Origin of the sequence: Phaeobacter sp. PT47_59, from assembly GCF_028890025.1 — a bacterium.
Classification (GTDB): Bacteria; Pseudomonadota; Alphaproteobacteria; order Rhodobacterales; family Rhodobacteraceae; genus Phycobacter.
The window spans coordinates 32,338-50,416 of record NZ_JARCJL010000011.1 but is presented as its reverse complement, the minus strand read 5'-3'; the positions used below and the strand labels follow the sequence as shown (position 1 = coordinate 50,416).

General features: G+C 62.0%; 16 protein-coding genes. 13 read left to right on the top strand and 3 right to left on the bottom strand.

Translation table 11 applies throughout. From position 1 onward, the window contains the following. The first annotated feature begins 229 nt into the window (after positions 1-229). From ctaD to PXK01_RS12080, 4 genes are all read left to right on the top strand, one after another. Positions 230-1,933 carry a cytochrome c oxidase subunit I gene (gene ctaD, locus PXK01_RS12095; RefSeq protein ID WP_274848507.1) on the top strand — a complete coding sequence of 568 codons (1,704 nt, stop codon included), beginning with the start codon at positions 230-232 and terminating at the stop codon, positions 1,931-1,933. Between the two features lie 207 nt (positions 1,934-2,140). Then, a complete protein-coding gene (locus tag PXK01_RS12090) occupies positions 2,141-4,195 on the top strand; it encodes a choice-of-anchor I family protein (RefSeq protein ID WP_274860230.1) in 2,055 nt (684 codons plus the stop codon). 145 nt (positions 4,196-4,340) lie between these two features. Beyond that, positions 4,341-4,835 carry a DUF2244 domain-containing protein gene (locus tag PXK01_RS12085; protein ID WP_274860228.1) on the top strand — a complete coding sequence of 165 codons (495 nt, stop codon included), beginning with the start codon at positions 4,341-4,343 and terminating at the stop codon, positions 4,833-4,835. Positions 4,836-5,043: 208 nt separating this feature from the next. Continuing rightward, positions 5,044-5,790 (top strand): prephenate dehydrogenase, encoded by a 747-nt coding sequence (locus tag PXK01_RS12080; RefSeq protein WP_274848503.1) that lies wholly within the window; start codon positions 5,044-5,046, stop codon positions 5,788-5,790. Positions 5,791-5,866: 76 nt separating this feature from the next. On the opposite strand, the gene PXK01_RS12075 is transcribed toward PXK01_RS12080, so the two are convergent. Then, entirely contained in the window at positions 5,867-6,340 is a 474-nt protein-coding gene (locus PXK01_RS12075; protein ID WP_274848502.1) for a GatB/YqeY domain-containing protein, read from the bottom strand. A gap of 183 nt (positions 6,341-6,523) precedes the next feature. On the opposite strand from PXK01_RS12075, the gene carA reads away from it, so the two are divergent. Further along, the gene (carA, locus tag PXK01_RS12070; protein WP_274848501.1) at positions 6,524-7,687 is read left to right on the top strand and encodes a glutamine-hydrolyzing carbamoyl-phosphate synthase small subunit; all 1,164 of its coding nucleotides are present in this window, start codon (positions 6,524-6,526) and stop codon (positions 7,685-7,687) included. Positions 7,688-7,785: 98 nt separating this feature from the next. Further along, entirely contained in the window at positions 7,786-9,831 is a 2,046-nt protein-coding gene (locus PXK01_RS12065) for a glycosyltransferase (protein ID WP_274860226.1), read from the top strand. Positions 9,832-9,856: 25 nt separating this feature from the next. Here the strand turns inward: PXK01_RS12065 and PXK01_RS12060 are convergent, their stop codons facing one another. Beyond that, positions 9,857-10,507, bottom strand: coding sequence for a GntR family transcriptional regulator (locus PXK01_RS12060; RefSeq protein ID WP_274860225.1), 651 nt, complete (start codon positions 10,505-10,507; stop codon positions 9,857-9,859). 157 nt (positions 10,508-10,664) lie between these two features. On the opposite strand from PXK01_RS12060, the gene PXK01_RS12055 reads away from it, so the two are divergent. The 5 genes from PXK01_RS12055 (at position 10,665) to PXK01_RS12035 (ending at position 14,790) form a co-directional block, all read left to right on the top strand. After that, positions 10,665-11,309 (top strand): pyrimidine 5'-nucleotidase, encoded by a 645-nt coding sequence (locus PXK01_RS12055; protein WP_274848497.1) that lies wholly within the window; start codon positions 10,665-10,667, stop codon positions 11,307-11,309. Between the two features lie 120 nt (positions 11,310-11,429). Next, positions 11,430-11,678 carry a hypothetical protein gene (locus PXK01_RS12050; RefSeq protein WP_274860224.1) on the top strand — a complete coding sequence of 83 codons (249 nt, stop codon included), beginning with the start codon at positions 11,430-11,432 and terminating at the stop codon, positions 11,676-11,678. A 74-nt stretch (positions 11,679-11,752) separates the two neighbouring features. Further along, positions 11,753-12,952: a UbiH/UbiF family hydroxylase gene (locus PXK01_RS12045; protein ID WP_274860223.1), complete on the top strand. Its 1,200-nt coding sequence runs from the start codon at positions 11,753-11,755 to the stop codon at positions 12,950-12,952. A gap of 516 nt (positions 12,953-13,468) precedes the next feature. After that, entirely contained in the window at positions 13,469-14,479 is a 1,011-nt protein-coding gene (locus PXK01_RS12040; RefSeq protein WP_274860222.1) for an AraC family transcriptional regulator, read from the top strand. Positions 14,480-14,664: 185 nt separating this feature from the next. Next, positions 14,665-14,790 (top strand): hypothetical protein, encoded by a 126-nt coding sequence (locus PXK01_RS12035; RefSeq protein WP_274848493.1) that lies wholly within the window; start codon positions 14,665-14,667, stop codon positions 14,788-14,790. 86 nt (positions 14,791-14,876) lie between these two features. Here the strand turns inward: PXK01_RS12035 and PXK01_RS12030 are convergent, their stop codons facing one another. Continuing rightward, positions 14,877-15,731 (bottom strand): DMT family transporter, encoded by an 855-nt coding sequence (locus tag PXK01_RS12030; RefSeq protein WP_274860221.1) that lies wholly within the window; start codon positions 15,729-15,731, stop codon positions 14,877-14,879. A gap of 494 nt (positions 15,732-16,225) precedes the next feature. On the opposite strand from PXK01_RS12030, the gene PXK01_RS12025 reads away from it, so the two are divergent. Both PXK01_RS12025 and PXK01_RS12020 read left to right on the top strand, forming a co-directional pair. After that, complete coding sequence (locus PXK01_RS12025; RefSeq protein ID WP_274860219.1) at positions 16,226-16,810, top strand: ANTAR domain-containing response regulator; 585 nt, start codon at positions 16,226-16,228, stop codon at positions 16,808-16,810. Continuing rightward, complete coding sequence (locus PXK01_RS12020) at positions 16,807-17,982, top strand: ABC transporter substrate-binding protein (RefSeq protein ID WP_274860218.1); 1,176 nt, start codon at positions 16,807-16,809, stop codon at positions 17,980-17,982. Before PXK01_RS12025 ends, PXK01_RS12020 begins: the two co-directional genes overlap by 4 nt. The last annotated feature ends 97 nt before the right edge of the window (positions 17,983-18,079 follow it).

Genomic DNA, 18,079 nt, shown 5'->3' with positions numbered 1-18,079 from the left:
TCCGGTTGTGCTTGGCGTCCGGGCCAAGGTCAAGCACCACCAAAGCCCTCGGGAAGGCAGGCCTTAGGAAGAGAGCCGTGAAATGTCACCCCCCGCGACAATTATTCTTGATCCAGATCAAACTCCGCCATTGAAGGCCCCCGCAGGGCAATCTAAAACCACTGATGAGTCTTAGGCCGCCCGGACACGTTTCCTGTGGCCTTTCGTTATGCAACAGGAGGCACCTTAAATGGCAGACGCAGCCATTCATGGTCACGGCCATGAGGACGAGCGGGGGTTCTTTACCCGCTGGTTCATGAGCACGAACCATAAGGATATCGGCATTCTCTACCTGATCGTTTCGGCGCTTGCAGGTTTCATTTCCGTCGCGTTCACCGTATTCATGCGGATGGAGCTGATGGACCCCGGCGTTCAGTACATGTGCATGGAGCACCTGGACAAAGGCTTCATCAGCGGGTTCCTGAGCTCGATGGCGGCATCTGTTCCGGGTGAATGTACCCCGAACGGTCACCTCTGGAACGTGATGATCACCGCCCACGGCATCCTGATGATGTTCTTCGTGGTGATTCCGGCACTGTTCGGCGGTTTCGGCAACTACTTCATGCCGCTGCAGATCGGCGCGCCGGACATGGCGTTCCCGCGGATGAACAACCTCAGCTTCTGGCTCTATGTGGCCGGTACCTCGCTGGCGGTTGCCTCGGTGCTGGCACCGGGCGGCAACGACCAGATGGGCTCGGGCGTGGGCTGGGTTCTCTACCCGCCGCTGTCCACCAATGAGGGCGGCTTCTCGATGGACCTGGCGATCTTCGCCGTCCACGTCTCGGGTGCCTCGTCGATCCTGGGTGCGATCAACATGATCACCACCTTCCTGAACATGCGTGCCCCCGGCATGACCCTGTTCAAGGTGCCGCTGTTCTCCTGGTCGATCTTCGTCACCTCCTGGCTGATCCTGCTGTCCCTGCCGGTTCTGGCGGGCGCCATCACCATGCTGCTGATGGACCGCAACTTCGGCTTCACCTTCTTCGATCCCGCAGGCGGTGGTGACCCGATCCTGTATCAGCACATCCTGTGGTTCTTCGGCCACCCGGAAGTCTACATCGTGATCCTGCCCGGTTTCGGCATCATCTCTCACGTGATCGCCACCTTCGCGCGCAAGCCGGTCTTCGGCTACCTGCCGATGGTCTGGGCCATCATCGCGATCGGTGTTCTGGGCTTCGTCGTCTGGGCGCACCACATGTACACCGTCGGCATGTCGCTGAACCAGCAGGCCTACTTCATGCTGGCCACCATGGTGATCGCGGTTCCGACCGGCGTTAAGGTCTTCTCGTGGATCGCCACCATGTGGGGCGGCTCGATCGAGTTCAAGGCGCCGATGATGTTCGCCTTCGGCTTCCTGTTCCTGTTCACCGTCGGTGGTGTGACCGGTGTGGTTCTGTCCCAGGCGGCCGTGGACCGTGCCTATCACGACACCTACTATGTGGTTGCTCACTTCCACTATGTGATGAGCCTGGGCGCCGTCTTCGCGATCTTCGCCGGTATCTACTTCTACTTCGGCAAGATGACCGGTCGTCAGTACTCCGAACTGGGCGCACAGATTCACTTCTGGCTGTTCTTCATCGGTGCAAACATCACCTTCTTCCCCCAGCACTTCCTGGGTCGTCAGGGTATGCCGCGCCGTTACATCGACTATCCCGAAGGCTTTGCCTACTGGAACAAGATCTCGTCCTATGGCGCGTTCATTTCCTTCGCATCCTTCGTGTTCTTCTTCGGTGTGGTGATCTACTCGCTGCTGCGCGGCGCACGTGTCACCCAGAACAACTACTGGAACGAATATGCGGATACGCTGGAGTGGACCCTGCCCTCTCCGCCGCCCGAGCACACCTTTGAAATCCTGCCCAAGCAGGAAGACTGGGACAAATCCCACTCTCACTAAAAGGTGGTTCGCCATCACGATCAAAAAGGCCCCGGAGATACCTCTCCGGGGCCTTTCCTATTGGTTTCATGCCGCCACCGCCTGCCATGAAACCGTAGCGAAACTGTCTTTTGGGTTTTACATTCACCCCCTACCCCGCTGGCATCTCGCCCGCGCCGCCAGGTCGCGGGCAACCGGACTGATTTCGTGTTGCCGAAAGGGGAATTCATGACCACCGCAACCTATCCCAACATCAACGCCCAACTGGTGACCCGCTTTGACAGCGGCATTGGCGAAGGCGGCTCCGAAGTTGTTTCGCATCACGGCGACCGCCTTTATGTGACCAATGGCGAACAGGACCGCATCGACATCTTCGATCTTGTGGACAATGCCCTGGTCCGATCCCTCGACCTCACCGAGATCACCGGCTACGGCGGCATGAATTCCGTCAGCGTGTCCGATGCGGGCATTGCCGTTGCGATCGAAAATGACGACGCGGACGAAAACGGCTTTGTCGTTCTCTATGATCTGGACGATCTCGACGCGGCCCCCACGGTCCATGAGGCGGGCAACCTTCCTGACATGGTCACCTTCTCGGATGATGGCGCCTATATCTTTGTCGCCAACGAAGGCGAACGGACCGAAGATGGCGATCCGGCGGGCTCGATCTCGATCATCAATGTCGCCACCGGTGACGTCGAAACCTTCGGTTTTGAGGCCTTTGATTCCCAGGTTGACGATTTGCGTGACGCAGGTGTGCGGATCTTCCCCGATACCCTGCCCTCCACCGACTTCGAACCCGAATACATAGCCCAGGGCGCGGACGGGAACCTCTACGTGACCCTTCAGGAAGCCAACGCGGTTGCCGTCTTCAACCTGGAGACCATGTCCTGGAGTGAAATCCTGCCACTCGGCACCTCGGACCATTCCGTCGACGGGTTTGGCCTGGATGCATCTGACGAGGACAACGCCATCAACATCCAGACCTGGACCGTCCAGGGCCTGCGCATGCCCGATGCGATTGCCACGGCGGAAATCGGCGGCCAGACCTATTTCCTGACCGCCAATGAAGGCGACGACCGCGGCGATTTCGACGAGGGCGGTGAAGCGGCGCGCGTCGGCGATATCCTTGATGGCGAGGTGGATGGGGTTTCGATCGACGCCTCCGTGGACACCGACGGGCTGGAGCGTCTGAATGTCTCGATCATCGATGGCGACACCGATGGCGACGGCGATATCGACGTGCTGCACTCCTACGGGTCGCGTTCCTTCACCATCTTCGATGCAGAGGGCAATGTGGTCTTCGACAGCGGCAATGAGTTCGAAACCCTGATCTCGCAGCTGCGCCCGGCCAACGCCTTTAACAACGATGACTACCCCTCCGATGAGGACGATGTGATCGATGAGAACCGTTCGGACAACAAGGGCCCCGAACCGGAAGCCATCACCGTTGGCGAAATCGACGGGCGCACCCTGGCCTTCATCGGGCTGGAACGCGACAGCGGCATCATGATCTACGATATCACCGATCCCGCCGAAGCCCGGTTCCTCGATTACATCGAAGGTCAAGGCGACGGCAATGTCTCGCCTGAGGTGATCACCTTCATCGAGGCCGCCGACAGCGAAACCGGTCGTCCGCAGATCGCGGTGTCCTATGAGATCTCGGGCACCACCGCCCTGTTCGATCTGGCGCTGGGAGCCGAGATTGTCGGAACCGAGGATGACGATACGCTCGCGGGCGGCTTTGGCGATGATCTGATCCGGGGGCGCGCAGGCGACGACCAGTTGAGCGGGCGTGGCGGCGATGACCTGATCCGCGGCGGCGAGGGGAATGACATCCTGTCCGGCGACAAGGGCGATGACCGGTTGCGCGGCGGCCACGGCAATGACGCGCTCTCTGGCGGGTTCGGAGCCGACAGCCTGCGCGGCGGCTTTGGCGATGACACGCTGTCCGGCGACACGGGCGCAGACTGGATGCGCGGCGGCAGCGGCTCGGATGAGCTGACCATTGCAGGTGCGGACACCGTGTTTGGTGGCGATGACGCCGACCTCTTCGTCTTTGAAGGCGGCAACGCCGTGATCCGCGATTTTGATGCCAGCGACGACGCCGACCAGATCGACCTGTCTGCCATCGCAGGCATCAGTGATTTTGGCGACCTGACAACCGGCGGACACCTGAGCCAGCGTGGCAACAGCGTTCTGATCGACGACCTGAGCGGCAATACGCTGATCCTTCGCGGCGTGGACCTAGCGGATCTGGGAGCTGACGACTTCCTGTTCTGATTGCCCGTTTGGGGTTCAACATTCAAATCGGATCGGCCCCGTTGCACCGCTGCGGGGCCTTTTCTTTGCGACAAAGCGCGCCTTGAAAACGCCCGCCTCCACCCCATAGTTCAAGGCATAGTCCGAAGCCACCGATCACACCCCCATGCCCTACAACTGGACGTCAGACACCGCTTCCCCGGACAGCACCGCCCCGCGTGAGCTGCATCTGTGGCCGCACCAGTCGCTGCCGCCCGAAGGATATGTGAAGTTTCTCGCCGTCACCGCGGTGCTGATCGTGATCCCGCTGTTTCCCCTGCTTGGCTCCTTTGTACTTTGGGGGATCTTGCCCTTCCTGCTGGTGGCCCTGTTCGGCATGAAATGGGCGCTGGACCGCAGCCGCCGCGACCGTCAGATCCTGGAGGTGCTGACCATCGGCCCCGAAGAGGCCCGGCTGGAGCGCACAGGCCCCCGTGGCGGTCACCAAAGCTGGCACTGCAACCGCTATTGGACCACCGTGCAGCTGCATCCCCATGAAGGCCCCGTCCCGAACTACGTCACCCTGCGCGGCGGTGGGCGCGAGGTGGAGATCGGCGCCTTCCTGTCCGAGGATGAGCGCAAGGCCCTGTTTGACGATCTGCAAAGGGCGCTGCGCCCGTGACCCCGGCATGAAACCCGGTTTTGACTTTGCCTGTCACACGGGCTAAGCCGATGCCATGTGTAAAACGACGCCTCTTTTCAGCACCGTTTATTACCGCCCGTTTCCATAACGGCGGTCGCATTTCCCTTTCCTGATGTTCAACCGCCGCGATCCGGCGGTCAAAACCAGAACAGACACCCCTCCGGCATCGTGGCAAGCCGGAGTTCCCATGACCCCACCTTCGCATATTCCTTCCGTCGGTCTCTTTGGCTTTGGCGCCTTTGGCCGACTGATCGCCCGGCATCTGGCCAGCCATGTGCCACTGATCGTCTGTGATCCGGCCCTGAGCGGCGGCCCCGACCTGGCACCGCCCCTGCGCCGTGGCAGCCTGGCAGAGGCCGCGCGCTGCCCGCTGGTGATCCTCGCGGTGCCGGTGCAGGCCATGCACGCCCTCTGCCAGGAGATCCGGCCGTATCTTTCTCCCGGTGCAATCGTTGCGGATGTCGGCTCGGTCAAGCTGGAGCCCTGCCGGATCATGCGCCGCGAACTGCCGGACCATGTGGAGCTGGTCGGCACCCATCCGCTGTTCGGCCCGCAGAGCGCGGCCCGTGGCATTGCCGGGCACAAGATCGCCCTGTGCAACATTCGCGGGCGGTCCCATCTGGCCCTGGCCGCCTTCCTGCGCCGCAGCCTGGGGCTGCACGTCATCCTGACCTCGCCAGAAGATCATGACCGCGAGGCGGCGACGGTGCAGGGGTTGACCCATCTGATCGCCCGCACCCTTGCCGACATGGGGCCCTTGCCCGCCCGCATGACAACCGCCAGTTTCGATCTCCTGGTAGAAGCCGCCCAGATGGTTCAGGGCGATCCGCCGGGCGTCTTCTCGGCCATTGCAGAGGCGAACCCTTTTGCGGCCCATGTGCGCGAGGAGTTCCTGCGCCGGGCCAGCGCGCTGGTTCCACCCGCAGATCCGTAAGCCGGACACGAAAAAGCCCGCAACCTGGCGGGCCTTTTAGTCGTTCGTCGAAAACGGCTTGAAACTGACAGGGGGCTCAGCAGCCCCCCTCGGAGCACAGCTCGTCCTTGACCATGGGACCGACACGGCCGAAATCCATCTGGCCTGTGTATTTGGCTTTCAGAACCCCCATCACCTTGCCCATATCGCGGATCGAGTCGGCGCCGACCTCGCCGACGGCGGATTTGACAGCCTGGCGGATCTCTTCCTCGTCCAGCTGCTTGGGCAGGAATTCTTCGATGATGGCGATCTCCGCCAATTCGCGTTCTGCCAGATCAAGACGGCCGCCTTCCTCGTAGGCGCGCGCACTTTCGTTGCGCTGCTTGGTCATCTTGCCGAGGATTCCAAGGATATCGGCATCATCGATGCTGGCATCCTCGCCCTCGCCGCGTGCGGCGATTTCCCGGTCCTTGATGGCGGCGTTGATCAGACGAAGCGTGGCCAGCCGGGCGGCGGCCTTATCCTTCATCGCCTGTTTCAAGGCTTGATTGACCCGTGTACGCGTATCCATTTGGTATCTACCCATCCCCATGGCATCGGAATTCGGAGCTTTAACCAATTGGATTGCGCATTTCAAGCGCGGGCTCAAAACCGCCCGATCGGCCTGCATTGCCGCAGGCATGAAGGCCGCCCTTGACCCGCCATGCCCCTGCCCCTACAAGCCCTTGAATTTCACCTCATGGAGAGTCGTGTCATGGCCGATACCGCACCGTCCAAGCCAACCGCATGCCTGGCGCTTGCCGATGGAACCGTCTTTTACGGAATTGGGTTCGGCGCCACCGGACGATGCGTGGCAGAGCTGTGTTTCAACACCGCGATGACCGGCTATCAGGAGATCATGACCGATCCTTCCTATGCGGGGCAGATCGTGACCTTCACCTTCCCCCATATCGGCAATACCGGTGTCACCCCCGAGGATGACGAGACCGGCGATCCCGTCGCGGCCGGCATGGTGGTGAAATGGGATCCGACGCTGGCCTCCAACTGGCGCGCGACCGAAGAGCTGAAAGCCTGGCTCACCCGCACCGGCCGCATCGCCATCGGCGGTATCGACACCCGCCGCCTGACCCGCGCGATCCGCCAGCAGGGTGCGCCCCACGCCGCACTGGCCCATGACCCGGACGGCAATTTCGACGTGGAGGCGCTGGTCGCCTCGGCGCGCGAATGGTCCGGCCTTGAAGGTCTGGACCTGGCCAAGGACGTCACCTGCGCGCAAAGCTACCGCTGGGATGAGATGCGGTGGGCCTGGCCCGATGGTTACAGCCGTCAGGAGGCCCCCAAGCACAAAGTGGTCGCCGTCGATTATGGTGCCAAGCGCAACATCCTGCGCTGCCTAGCCAGCGCTGGCTGCGATGTGACCGTGCTGCCCGCGACCGCCACGGCCGAAGAGGTGCTGGCCCATAATCCCGATGGCGTGTTCCTCTCCAACGGTCCGGGCGACCCGGCCGCCACCGGCGCATATGCCGTGCCGATGATCAAGACGATCCTGGACACCACCGATCTGCCGATGTTCGGGATCTGCCTTGGCCACCAGATGCTGGCACTGGCGCTTGGCGGCAAGACCGTAAAGATGAACCACGGCCACCATGGCGCCAACCACCCCGTCAAGGAACATGCCACCGGCAAGGTGGAGATCACCTCGATGAACCACGGGTTCGCGGTGGATGCCCAGTCCCTGCCCGAGGGCGTGGAGGAGACTCACGTCTCGCTGTTTGACGGCTCCAACTGTGGAATCGCCGTCAAGGGCCGCCCGATCTATTCGGTGCAGCACCACCCCGAGGCCAGCCCGGGACCGCAGGACAGCTTTTACCTTTTCGAACGTTTTGCGGACGCCATGGCCGCACGAAAAGAAGCGTAAAAACACATCTTCAACAACGCCCTCCCGCCAGCGGTTAACTTTCTGTTAACCTTTGACGGGAAACGCTTACCCAAGTTGCCACCTAGGATTGTTTCAACATGGGTAAGTACACGCGGGGATTTCGCCCCCCCGTCATGCCGTCCTTTCGGCCTCTTTTGGCCCGCAAAGGCGCCGCGCAACGGCCCAGCGGGCGCACGCATCAGGACATATTCCTAGCCCGTCCGCCGCAGGGTGCCGCGGACCCGGTTTCACTTCTGCGGGCGAAGAGCAGTCATGCGCAGCCAGACACGGCGCTGCGCGCACTGACCCTGCGCCGACATGGCAAGACCCTTCCACAGGGCCCGGCGGCGCAGCCGCCCGGCAACCGTGTTTCTGGCGGCCCTGCCCTCCGCGAGGCCAGACCCACGACCGGGGATCACGGCCGGTTCCGCTATGTCGACCTCGACCAGACCACGATAGACAAGAGTTTCCTAGACCGGATGCCGCCGGGGTTCTGGCTGCGAAACGCCGTGCTGCCCCTGGCGAAACTGGGAGATGCGGTTGTCGTCGCCATGGCGGACCTCAGCAAAGCGCAGGTGATCCAGGGCTCCCTGCGAAGCCAGTTCGGCACCGTCATTCCAGTGCACGCCAGAGAAGGTCAGATTCTCGAGCTCTTGGACAGGCATCTGCAAAACGGGATGGCGCGGCACGCCAGTATCAGCGTGCCCTTCGCCCTGAGCAGCCGCTTCCTGTCCAAGACCGACCGGCATACAGGTCTTGCGATCATTGCAGGGCTGCTATTCAGCCTGACACTGGTTTTCCCGCTCACGGTATTTACCGCCTTTTGCGTCCTGAGCCTGGTGCTCCTTCTCTTGTTCACGGGCTTTCGCCTGGTGGGCATTGCAGGTTCCCTGCGACCGCAACCTGAGCCCGTTCTGCCCCGCCGGAAACAGCGGACAGACAAGGATCTGCCGCCGATTTCGGTCCTGGTGCCGCTTTACAAGGAGGCCGAAATCAGCTGCGACCTGCTGCGGCGTCTCAGGAAGCTGCGCTATCCGCACCATCTTCTGGAAGTCTTCCTGGTTCTGGAAGAAGACGACAGCGTGACCTGGGCTGCGGTACAGGCGGCAGAGCTGCCCAAGTGGATCAAGACGGTGAAGGTCCCCGAATACGGCGATCTGAAGACCAAACCGCGCGCCTTGAACTATGCGCTGAACCACTGCCGGGGCGACATCATCGGGGTCTGGGATGCCGAGGACGCCCCGGTGCCCGATCAACTCTATCGGGTGGCAGATGGCTTTGCCACGGCCACGCCTGATGTCGCCTGCCTGCAGGGGGTGCTGGATTACTACAACCCGCGCGCCACCTGGATCTCACGCTGCTTCACCCTGGAATACGCCAGCTGGTTCCGCATTATCCTGCAGGGCATCGCCCGCATGGGATTGGTTGTGCCGCTGGGCGGGACAACCATGTTCGTGCGCCGCGAAATCCTGGAGCAGATCGGGGGCTGGGATGCGCATAACGTCACCGAGGATGCGGACCTGGGCGTGCGCCTGTGCCGGGCGGGGTATCGAACGCAAATGCTGGCCTCCACCACCTATGAGGAGGCAAATGCGCGGCCCTGGCCCTGGATCAAGCAGCGCTCACGGTGGCTCAAAGGCTTCATGGTGACCTATCTCGTCCACATGCGGTCGCCCGTTCAATTGCTCCGCGATCTGGGCTGGCGGCAATTCTGCGGCTTCCAGATCTTCTTTCTCTGTTCCGTCGGGCAGTTTCTGCTTGCCCCGTTTCTGTGGAGTTTCTGGCTTGTAGCCCTCGGCCTGCCCCACCCCAGCGAAGGCAACGTGCCGGGCCTGTGGCTGTCGTTGGCGGCGGCCAGCCTGGTGTTCTTTGAGCTCCTGAACCAGGTCACCGCCGTGGTTGCGGCCTTTATCACAGGGCGGCGATGGCTTGCGCTATGGGCGCCCTCCCTTCTGCTCTACTATCCGATGGGAGCGATTGCCGCCTATAAGGCGCTTTATGAACTGGTGGCGCGTCCCTTCTTCTGGGAGAAGACCGATCACGGCATCCATGCACCGGACCCTATCCCCACCGGGCCTACCTCCCGCACCCGGTCATCGGCAACCGACACCAGAAGTGCTCGAAATCGGCGCGAACCAACCTGACCGCCGTCAGGCGGGGCTAATTGGATCAGCTCTTGCTGCGGGCGCCTGCGTCCTGTTTCAGCCGGGTCATGAAGGCGACCGAGATGTGATCCTTCAACGCCTTGGAGGCGGCGTCGGCATCGCGCCTGCTGATCGCATCCACGATGCCCTTGTGCTCGGACTGGGCAATCTTACCCCGCCCCTCTGCAGCCAGGGACGTCGTCGCCATCAACGCCATCGTTCGATGCACCAGATCCAGCTGCTGCACCAGATAGCGGTTGTGCGAGGCCAGGTGGATCTGCTCGTGAAAACGCCGGTTCGCTCTTGCCAGTTCGGACGGGGCATCGACGAGTTCATCATCCGACCGCACCATTTCCTGAAGAACGCGGATTTCCTCTTCGGTGGCATGCTGGGCCGCAAGCCCCGCTGCCAGGCCCTCCAGTTCCCGCCGTACCACGTAAAGCTCTGCCATCTGGTTGTGATCCAGGGAGGCGATGATCAGCGACCTGCCGTCCCGTTCCAGCAGCGATTGCGTCTCTAGCCGCTGCAACGCCTCGCGGATGGGGGTGCGCGACACACCAAAGCGTTCGGCCAGGTCGCTTTCCACCAAGCGGTCACCGGGCTTGAAGATGCCGCTATCGATGGCTTCTAGGATCAGCGAATAGGCATCGTTCTGGCTGCTGCGCGTCTGGCTCATGATCTTTCCACTATGGTGCATCCGCTCTTTTCTACAGCCCGGACCCCACCGATCAAGCCTCTTGCGCGAATTGCAACGAAATCACGCACCCGAGGGCGCAGCGACTGCTCCCGCGATCGGCATTGCAAACCCGGCGGCAGGGACGTAATCCAAGGGCATGCCCAAAGCTCAGTTTTCCCATGTCCGCCATTGGGTCTTTGACCTGGACAACACGCTTTACCCGCCTTCGGCCCGGCTGTTCGATCAGATCGAGGTCAAGATGACGCATTACGTCATGGATGCGCTTGGCGTCGATCAGGCCGAAGCCGACCGGCTGCGCAAACACTACTGGCGCGAACATGGCACCACCCTGGCCGGGTTGATGCAAGAGCATGGCGTCGATCCCGATCCCTATCTGGTTGCGGTTCACGACATCTCCTTTGCCCCGCTGGAGCCCGACGCCGAACTCGCCGCCAGGATCCGGGATCTGCCAGGCAAGCGGATCGTCTACACGAATGGCAGCGCCCCCTATGCCGAGCGGGTGCTGGAAGCGCGCGGTCTGTCCGGGCTGTTCGATGGCATCTATGGGGTCGAGCACGCAGGCTACAGACCAAAACCCGAACGGCAGGCCTTTGATACGGTGTTTGCAGAGGCCGATATCAACCCCGAAATTGCAGCCATGTTCGAGGATGACCCGCGCAACCTTGCGGCCCCGCATGCCATGGGGATGCGCACGGTCCATGTGGCGCCCGATCCCCATGATCAGGACCACATTCATCATCACACCGACGATCTGTCCGCCTTTCTGGCGCGGCTTTTGTAGATCAGGCGGATCATTGGAACCGTAGGTTGGACGGCGCGGCCACCTGCGACGAAAACGCGCCTGCAAAAGTCATCACTTCTTACCTAAATCACCGGCAGAAACACATCAAGGAAACGCGATATGACTGCCTACACCCTCCCCGAACGCCTGTCCCTCTGGCAACGCCTGCTGTTTGCGATCCCGCTGTTGGGTCGCATCGCCAAAGAGGTCGCCTATGGTGGCAAGGACAACATCTACTATGCGCTTGGAACCTTCGTCAGCCTCTGGGGCTGCTCGGTGGTTCTGTTCGGCATTCCAGGGCTCTATATCCCCGCGCTGTGCCTAGTTCCGGTGATGTTCCTGCTGCTGGTGCTGATCAGCCGCGGATAGGGACCATATGCCGCTTGTCATTCCCGCATCCTGAGGCATATCTCAGGAGCAAGCGACGATGAAAGGCGGCAGCCATGACCCAAACCACCAGCGACATCCTGATTTCCGGCGGCGGTATCGCCGGGCTGACCGCAGCCGCCGCCTTTGGATCCGCCGGGTTCCGGGTCATCTGTGTCGATCCGGCCCCGCCCATCACCGAACGGGATGTGGATGGATCGGACCTGCGCACCACGGCCATCCTGCAGCCTGCCCGCGATCTGCTGGAGCGCACCGGGTTGTGGGCGCGGCTTGCGGATCACGCCGCTCCGCTGCAGGTGATGCGCATTGTCGATGCCGGTGGAGAACAACCAGAACCCCGTGTGGTCAAGGATTTCAACGCCGCCGATATTTCCGACCGGCCCTTTGGCTGGAACCTGCCCAACTGGCTGTTGCGGCGCGAGTTGCTCGCCGCCCTTTCGGATCTGCCCAATGTGGATTTCCGTCCCGGCGTCGGCACCACCCATCTGTTCACCCGCCTGAACGAGGCGCGCGTCACCCTGACCGATGGCAGCCAGGAGCGCACCCGGCTGGTGATTGCCTGCGATGGTCGCAGCTCTCCCATGCGCGAGGCCGCGGGCATTCCGGTCAAGACCATTCGCTATGGGCAAAAGGCGCTGGCCTTTGCCGTCACCCATCCGCTGCCACATGAGAACGTCTCGACCGAGATCCACCGCTCGGGCGGTCCCTTCACCCTGGTGCCGCTGCCCGATTACCAGGGGATGCCCTCTTCGGCGGTGGTCTGGATGGAACGCGGCCCACGGGCGACGGAACTGTTGCAGATGGATGTGCCCGCCTTTGAGGCTGAAATGACCCGGCGCAGCTGCGGGCTGTTCGGCGATCTGACCCTGGCCTCGCGCCGCACCATCTGGCCGATCATCAGCCAATCCGCCGAGCGGCTGAGTGGCGAACGGCTAGCCCTGATGGCAGAGGCGGCCCATGTGGTGCCCCCGATCGGCGCGCAGGGGCTGAACATGTCGCTCAGCGATCTGCGCTGCCTGCTGGAGCTGGCCGAGGCACGGCCCGAGGGATTGGGCGATGCCGCCATGCTGGAGGCCTATCACAAGGCCCGCCACCACGACATCCAGCTGCGCGTCAAGGGCATCGATCTGCTCAACCGCACCTCCATGCTGGCGCCGCGCCCGCTGCGTGATCTGCGCGCCTTTGGGCTCAACGCGCTCTATTCCATGGAGCCGGTACGCAAAACCCTGATGCAGATGGGTCTGGGCGTCAAATAGACGGCCGGCCCCGCGCCTTTCCCGCCGACGGGCACAGTCCATCCGCAGCAGCATGGCAATCTAGACGCTTTGCGACGTCACAACCAGAAGTATAATTTTCACCACCCCCGCAATTCGGGTCATGAAAGCCTGAAAAGGTGTACCGATCTGTACGCGGCAATTTCACTCTCACCCCCGGGGAGTGACTGGCATCCACATGTTTTTAAATAACTTAATTTAGACCTCTTGCTCCCTTATCGACCGGGACCCAGATTGACATTGACATAATCAGTACCGGTCAGTACACCAATTACACAAATAGGTGATCCGCACTCCGCTGCGGAATGATTGATTGAAAGTCAGACCGATGTTGCATTTCCAAGCCAGATGTTTGCCGGCGAACCAATATCCCCTTTCGCCGTCTGCACGCACCGCCCGGACAGCATCCCCCCTGCAAGCGCCATCAACGGGCCGCGGTCGCTCTGGCGACCTTCCCGGTGGCCCGGCTCGCGCCCTCCCGACGGCAGGAGATCAGCCATGGCGACGGTGACCGCTACATTTGTCAATGTCATGACACGCGCTGCCGGATTGACCCTGTCGGAGGAGGGAAACCTCCTTCACGGCGATACCATCATCCATCGGCTGCGCAAGACCTCGGATGATGCGATACTCGATCAGGATTACTTCGACGCCCTGGATAGTATCCGCCGCTTTCACGGCGATGATCTCTCCCTCATGCGTACATATTCAGCCCTGATCAAGATGGACGATCTGGGTGTGCTGGGCCTTGCCATCAAAACCGCCCCGGATCTGCGCGCCGCGCTCTTGGTGATCCAGAGATACTTCGCCCTGGTGACCGACAACGTGGCCTACCGTTTCGAAGAGACCGAAACCCAGGCCAGCCTATCCATCGAAGAACAGATCGGCGTTCATCCGGCGCTGCAGTTTCGCAACGAATGCGCCCTGGCCAGCTTTGCCCATAACATGCGCAACCTGACCCAGGATGAGCTGCAGTTCGATCATGTCGCCTTCCGCCACCCCTGCCACGGCAAACCCGCGGCCTATGCCGATCTATTCGGCTGCGAAGTCCGCTTTGACGCCGGGCGCGATGCCCTTGTCATGCCGCTTGCGGCGCTGGACCAGCCGATCCGGCTTGGCGACAATGCGGTCAGCTCGTTTCTGGTGACGCATCTCGATGAACAAATCGATCAACTGCAGCGCACCCCATCCCTGGTGAAGGAGTTGCTGCAGAGGGTGACCAAGGTTCTGCACCACGGGTTGCCCCAGGCCAGTGAGATCGCAGCCGCCATGGGGATGAGCGAACGGACCCTTTATCGCCGCCTTGCCGAAGAGGGGCTGACCTATCGCGAGATCCTGCAGCAGGCGCAAACGCAGCTTGCGCATGAGCTGCTCACCTCCAGTGATCGCCCGATTGCCGAGATCGCCTTCCTGACCGGTTTTGCCGAGCAAAGCGCCTTCAGCCGCGCCTTCAAGCGCTGGGTCGGCCGGGCTCCGGCCCAATACCGCCAGGAAATGGGAAACATGTGATCCTTAGGCTCAGGACCCATTTATCCTACGGATCGGGCAGCTGGCAGAAACGGACACAAGCTTGGCAGAACGCGCCAATACACAGGCTGTCAAATCGCTGTAATCCTATCGACAGAAGACGGACACCCACACTGAAACGCCAGAGCACACGACACCACTGGCCGGTCATCTGAAGGAACACGCCAATGAAAGAAATGTCCTCCCTTGTCATTCTTGCCCTGGCCGCAGCCATGGCCACCGGCCTGGTCTTGCTGCCGATTACGATGCCGCGCGCGGTCACCGTCGCCTCGCCCTTCACGCTGTCCAGCTGACACAACAGTGGCGGTCTTGCCAACAAAGCCTTCTGGCAAGGGTCGCCGCCGGTCGCTCTGGATCGGCAGTGCGAGCCGGGCAGGCCCTAGCGGTTTCGCAAAGTCTCGCGATACCAGACATAGAGCCCCGCGCATGTGATCAGCACACTGCCGACGATGGTCCAGAAATCCGGTATCTCATCGAAGAACACCAGTCCCCAAATGGCTGCGAACGCCAGCCCGGAATAGGAGAAGGGCGCCAGCATTGATGCTTCGCCTTGCGAAAACGCCTGGATCAGGGCCATTTGCCCCACCGTTCCGGCCAACGCGATCAGCCCCATCAGGTAGACATCCCCCATTTCCGGCGTCTGCCACTGAAAGGGAACCGCAAGGCTCAACAAGACCGTGCCGACCAGACCGGTGTAGAACAATGAGGTCCAGACGTCCTCATCCGACCCGACACGCCGCGTCAGCAGGGCATAGCCAGAATAGCATACCGCCGCCGCCAGCGGGAACATGGCCGCCGGGCTGAACACATCGCTGCCCGGCCGCATGATGATCATCGCCCCGACCAATGCCACCGCGATGCCAACAATGCGGCGCAGCCCCAGGGATTCACCAAGGAACAGCGCCGCTCCAAGGGTAATGAGAACCGGATTGGTCGACATCAGGGCCGCCGCATCGGTCAACGGGATAAGGCTGAGCCCGGTAAAGAAGAACCCCGTCGCGCTCATCAGCAATATGGAACGCAGGAACTGCAGAACCGGGTATTTGGTGCGCACCACCTGTCTCAGCCTGGGCAGCACGATGAAGAAGACCAGCAGCATCTGCCCCGAATAGCGCGCCCAAAGCGAGGGCAGCACGCCAATGCTGGGCGTCAACGCCTTGACCGCCGCATCCATCACCGTGAAGCTGAAGATCGCGCCGATCATCAGCGCAATTGCACGATTTTGTCCGCTCATGAGGCACCGCCTGCACAACGCCCGGCGCCCGAGGTCTGGCGCGGTACGCGCGAGCGGATCACGTTTTTCTTTGCCAGCAAGAGTTCAGCACCTTTTCAAGAAGAGGCAGAGGGAAAACACGACACTAGAAAGGGATCTGCAAAAGATAGGACCTGCAAAAACGGGACGGCCACGGCTGCGCGGCCTTCCCCACCCGATGTGCCTAGCGGTGATGGCAGGGCAAAGCAATAGAACCGGCGACATTCTCCGCATGATCTGATCCGGACCCGGTGCCTCTCCCGGGCCCTGAAGAGCACTGCGCAGGGCGGCCCAGCGCGACCGCTATCGCCTGAAAATCAGGGGCTCACATACCGCCCAATAAGTGACCCCAACGGGATTTCACGCCCATAATCTGGGCAAATCTATCGGATGTGCGGCGCTTTCCCACCCTGACCCCGGTCCGTTTTTGCCGCGCCTTCTTGCCAGCCGGGCCGCAGCACATCTTTGCTGTGGCCATGAGTACCCCCCTCTCCATCGTGGTTGTTGAAGAAGACCGAGACCGTGCGATCGCCATCTGCGACGCCCTGCGCAGCAGCGGCGACTGCGAGGTGCATGTGATTGTCGATACCTCGGGACTGGCCCGAAAGATCGCCGCCCATGCGCCGGATATCGTGCTGATCGACTATGACAACCCCACCCGCGACATGCTGGAAGAGCTGACCCTTGCCTCTGGCCCGCTGGAACGCCCGGTCGCCATGTTCGTCTCCGGCGCGGCCGGCGGATTGGCACAGGCCGCGGTCGAGGCGGGTGTCTCGGCCTATGTCGTCGATGGGCTGCGGCCCGAGCGGATCAAACCGGTGATCGACACCGCGGTGGCGCGGTTTCAGATGGTGCGGCAGATGCGCACCGAACTGGCCGAAACCCGCCGCGCCCTGGAAGAGCGCAAGGTCATAGACCGCGCCAAGGGGCTGATCATGAAGGCCAAGGGCCTCAACGAGGAACAGGCCTATATGCTGTTGCGCAAGACCGCCATGGATCAGGGGCGCCGGGTCGCCGATGTCGCCGAGGCGCTGGTCACGGCCTCGGGGCTGTTGTCATGAAGACACTCTCGATCTCTGTCGCCTATATGCCGCTGGTCGATGCCCTGCCGCTGATCGCGGCACAGGAACTGGGTTTTGCCGAGGCGGAAGGCATCGCGCTGGACCTTGTTGCGGCCCCCTCCTGGTCATCGGTGCGCGACATGCTCAGCTTTGGTCGGGTCGATGCCGCGCATCTCCTGTCTCCCATGCCCGTGGCCATGGCCCTGGGTCTAGGCAGCGTCACCACGCCGCTTGCGGCGGTTTCGGTCCTGTCGGCCAACGGCAACATGATCGGCGTCAGTCGCACGGTCGAACAGAGGCTGCGCGATCAGGGATATGGATTCGACTTCGGCGATGCCCGGGCCGCGGCACAGGCCCTGGCCAAGGCGACCGAAGGAACCCTGACCATTGGCGTTCCCTTCCCGTTTTCCATGCATGTGGAGTTGCTGAACTACTGGCTCGACTCCACCGGCCTGTCTGATCCGGGCATTGAAATCCGCACCGTCCCCCCGCCATTGATGGCGCAGGCGCTGGAGGAGGGCAGTATCGATGCCTTCTGTGTCGGCGAGCCCTGGGGCTCGGTCGCGGTGGAGCAGGAAGTCGGCGCGCTGCTGTTACCCGGCAAGGCGATCTGGTCCTTTGCTCCGGAAAAGGTCCTGGCGGTGCGCAGCGGCTGGGCCGAAACCGAACCGGAGCTGTTGATGCGCATGATGCGGGCCGTCTGGCGCGCCGCACGCTGGGCCGCCCGCCCCGAAAGCCGCACCGCCGCCGCCGAGATGCTGTCACGCCCCGGCTATCTGGATGTGCCTGCGGAATTGATCGACCGGGCGCTGACCGGGCAATTCATCATTTCCGGGCGCGGCGATCAACGCAGCACCGATGGCCATGTGGATTTCTTCGACGGGGCCGCGAACTTCCCATGGCGCAGCCAGGCAAAGTGGATCGGATCACGGCTGGCGCATCGCTTTGGTCTGGATCAGCGACAGGCCCAGGCCACCGCCGCGGGCGTGTTCCGCAGCGATCTGTTCCGCGCCGCCCTGCAGAACACCGGTGCAGATCTGCCCGGCGCCTCGCAGAAACTGGAGGGCGCGATTCGTCATCCCACGGCCGTTGCCTCGCTGAAAGGCGGGCTGATTCTGAAGCCGGACACGTTTTTTGACGGGCAGGTTTTTGAGCCACTTGACGAGAAGTGATGCTTTTTTGGGCAAAAACACCCCCGCGGTTGCTGCAATGCAGCAAAAACGCCGGAAACCAAATATTAACCAAGGACAGCGCCCCGGAAACACCGCA

Bases quoted from the DNA above. Each gene is read 5' to 3' on its own strand.
- ctaD (WP_274848507.1), top strand. From the start codon at position 230: ATGGCAGACGCAGCCATTCATGGTCACGGCCATGAGGACGAGCGGGGG.
- PXK01_RS12090 (WP_274860230.1), top strand. From the start codon at position 2,141: ATGACCACCGCAACCTATCCCAACATCAACGCCCAACTGGTGACCCGC.
- PXK01_RS12085 (WP_274860228.1), top strand. From the start codon at position 4,341: ATGCCCTACAACTGGACGTCAGACACCGCTTCCCCGGACAGCACCGCC.
- PXK01_RS12080 (WP_274848503.1), top strand. From the start codon at position 5,044: ATGACCCCACCTTCGCATATTCCTTCCGTCGGTCTCTTTGGCTTTGGC.
- PXK01_RS12075 (WP_274848502.1), bottom strand. From the start codon at position 6,340: ATGGATACGCGTACACGGGTCAATCAAGCCTTGAAACAGGCGATGAAG.
- carA (WP_274848501.1), top strand. From the start codon at position 6,524: ATGGCCGATACCGCACCGTCCAAGCCAACCGCATGCCTGGCGCTTGCC.
- PXK01_RS12065 (WP_274860226.1), top strand. From the start codon at position 7,786: ATGGGTAAGTACACGCGGGGATTTCGCCCCCCCGTCATGCCGTCCTTT.
- PXK01_RS12060 (WP_274860225.1), bottom strand. From the start codon at position 10,507: ATGAGCCAGACGCGCAGCAGCCAGAACGATGCCTATTCGCTGATCCTA.
- PXK01_RS12055 (WP_274848497.1), top strand. From the start codon at position 10,665: ATGCCCAAAGCTCAGTTTTCCCATGTCCGCCATTGGGTCTTTGACCTG.
- PXK01_RS12050 (WP_274860224.1), top strand. From the start codon at position 11,430: ATGACTGCCTACACCCTCCCCGAACGCCTGTCCCTCTGGCAACGCCTG.
- PXK01_RS12045 (WP_274860223.1), top strand. From the start codon at position 11,753: ATGACCCAAACCACCAGCGACATCCTGATTTCCGGCGGCGGTATCGCC.
- PXK01_RS12040 (WP_274860222.1), top strand. From the start codon at position 13,469: ATGGCGACGGTGACCGCTACATTTGTCAATGTCATGACACGCGCTGCC.
- PXK01_RS12035 (WP_274848493.1), top strand. From the start codon at position 14,665: ATGAAAGAAATGTCCTCCCTTGTCATTCTTGCCCTGGCCGCAGCCATG.
- PXK01_RS12030 (WP_274860221.1), bottom strand. From the start codon at position 15,731: ATGAGCGGACAAAATCGTGCAATTGCGCTGATGATCGGCGCGATCTTC.
- PXK01_RS12025 (WP_274860219.1), top strand. From the start codon at position 16,226: ATGAGTACCCCCCTCTCCATCGTGGTTGTTGAAGAAGACCGAGACCGT.
- PXK01_RS12020 (WP_274860218.1), top strand. From the start codon at position 16,807: ATGAAGACACTCTCGATCTCTGTCGCCTATATGCCGCTGGTCGATGCC.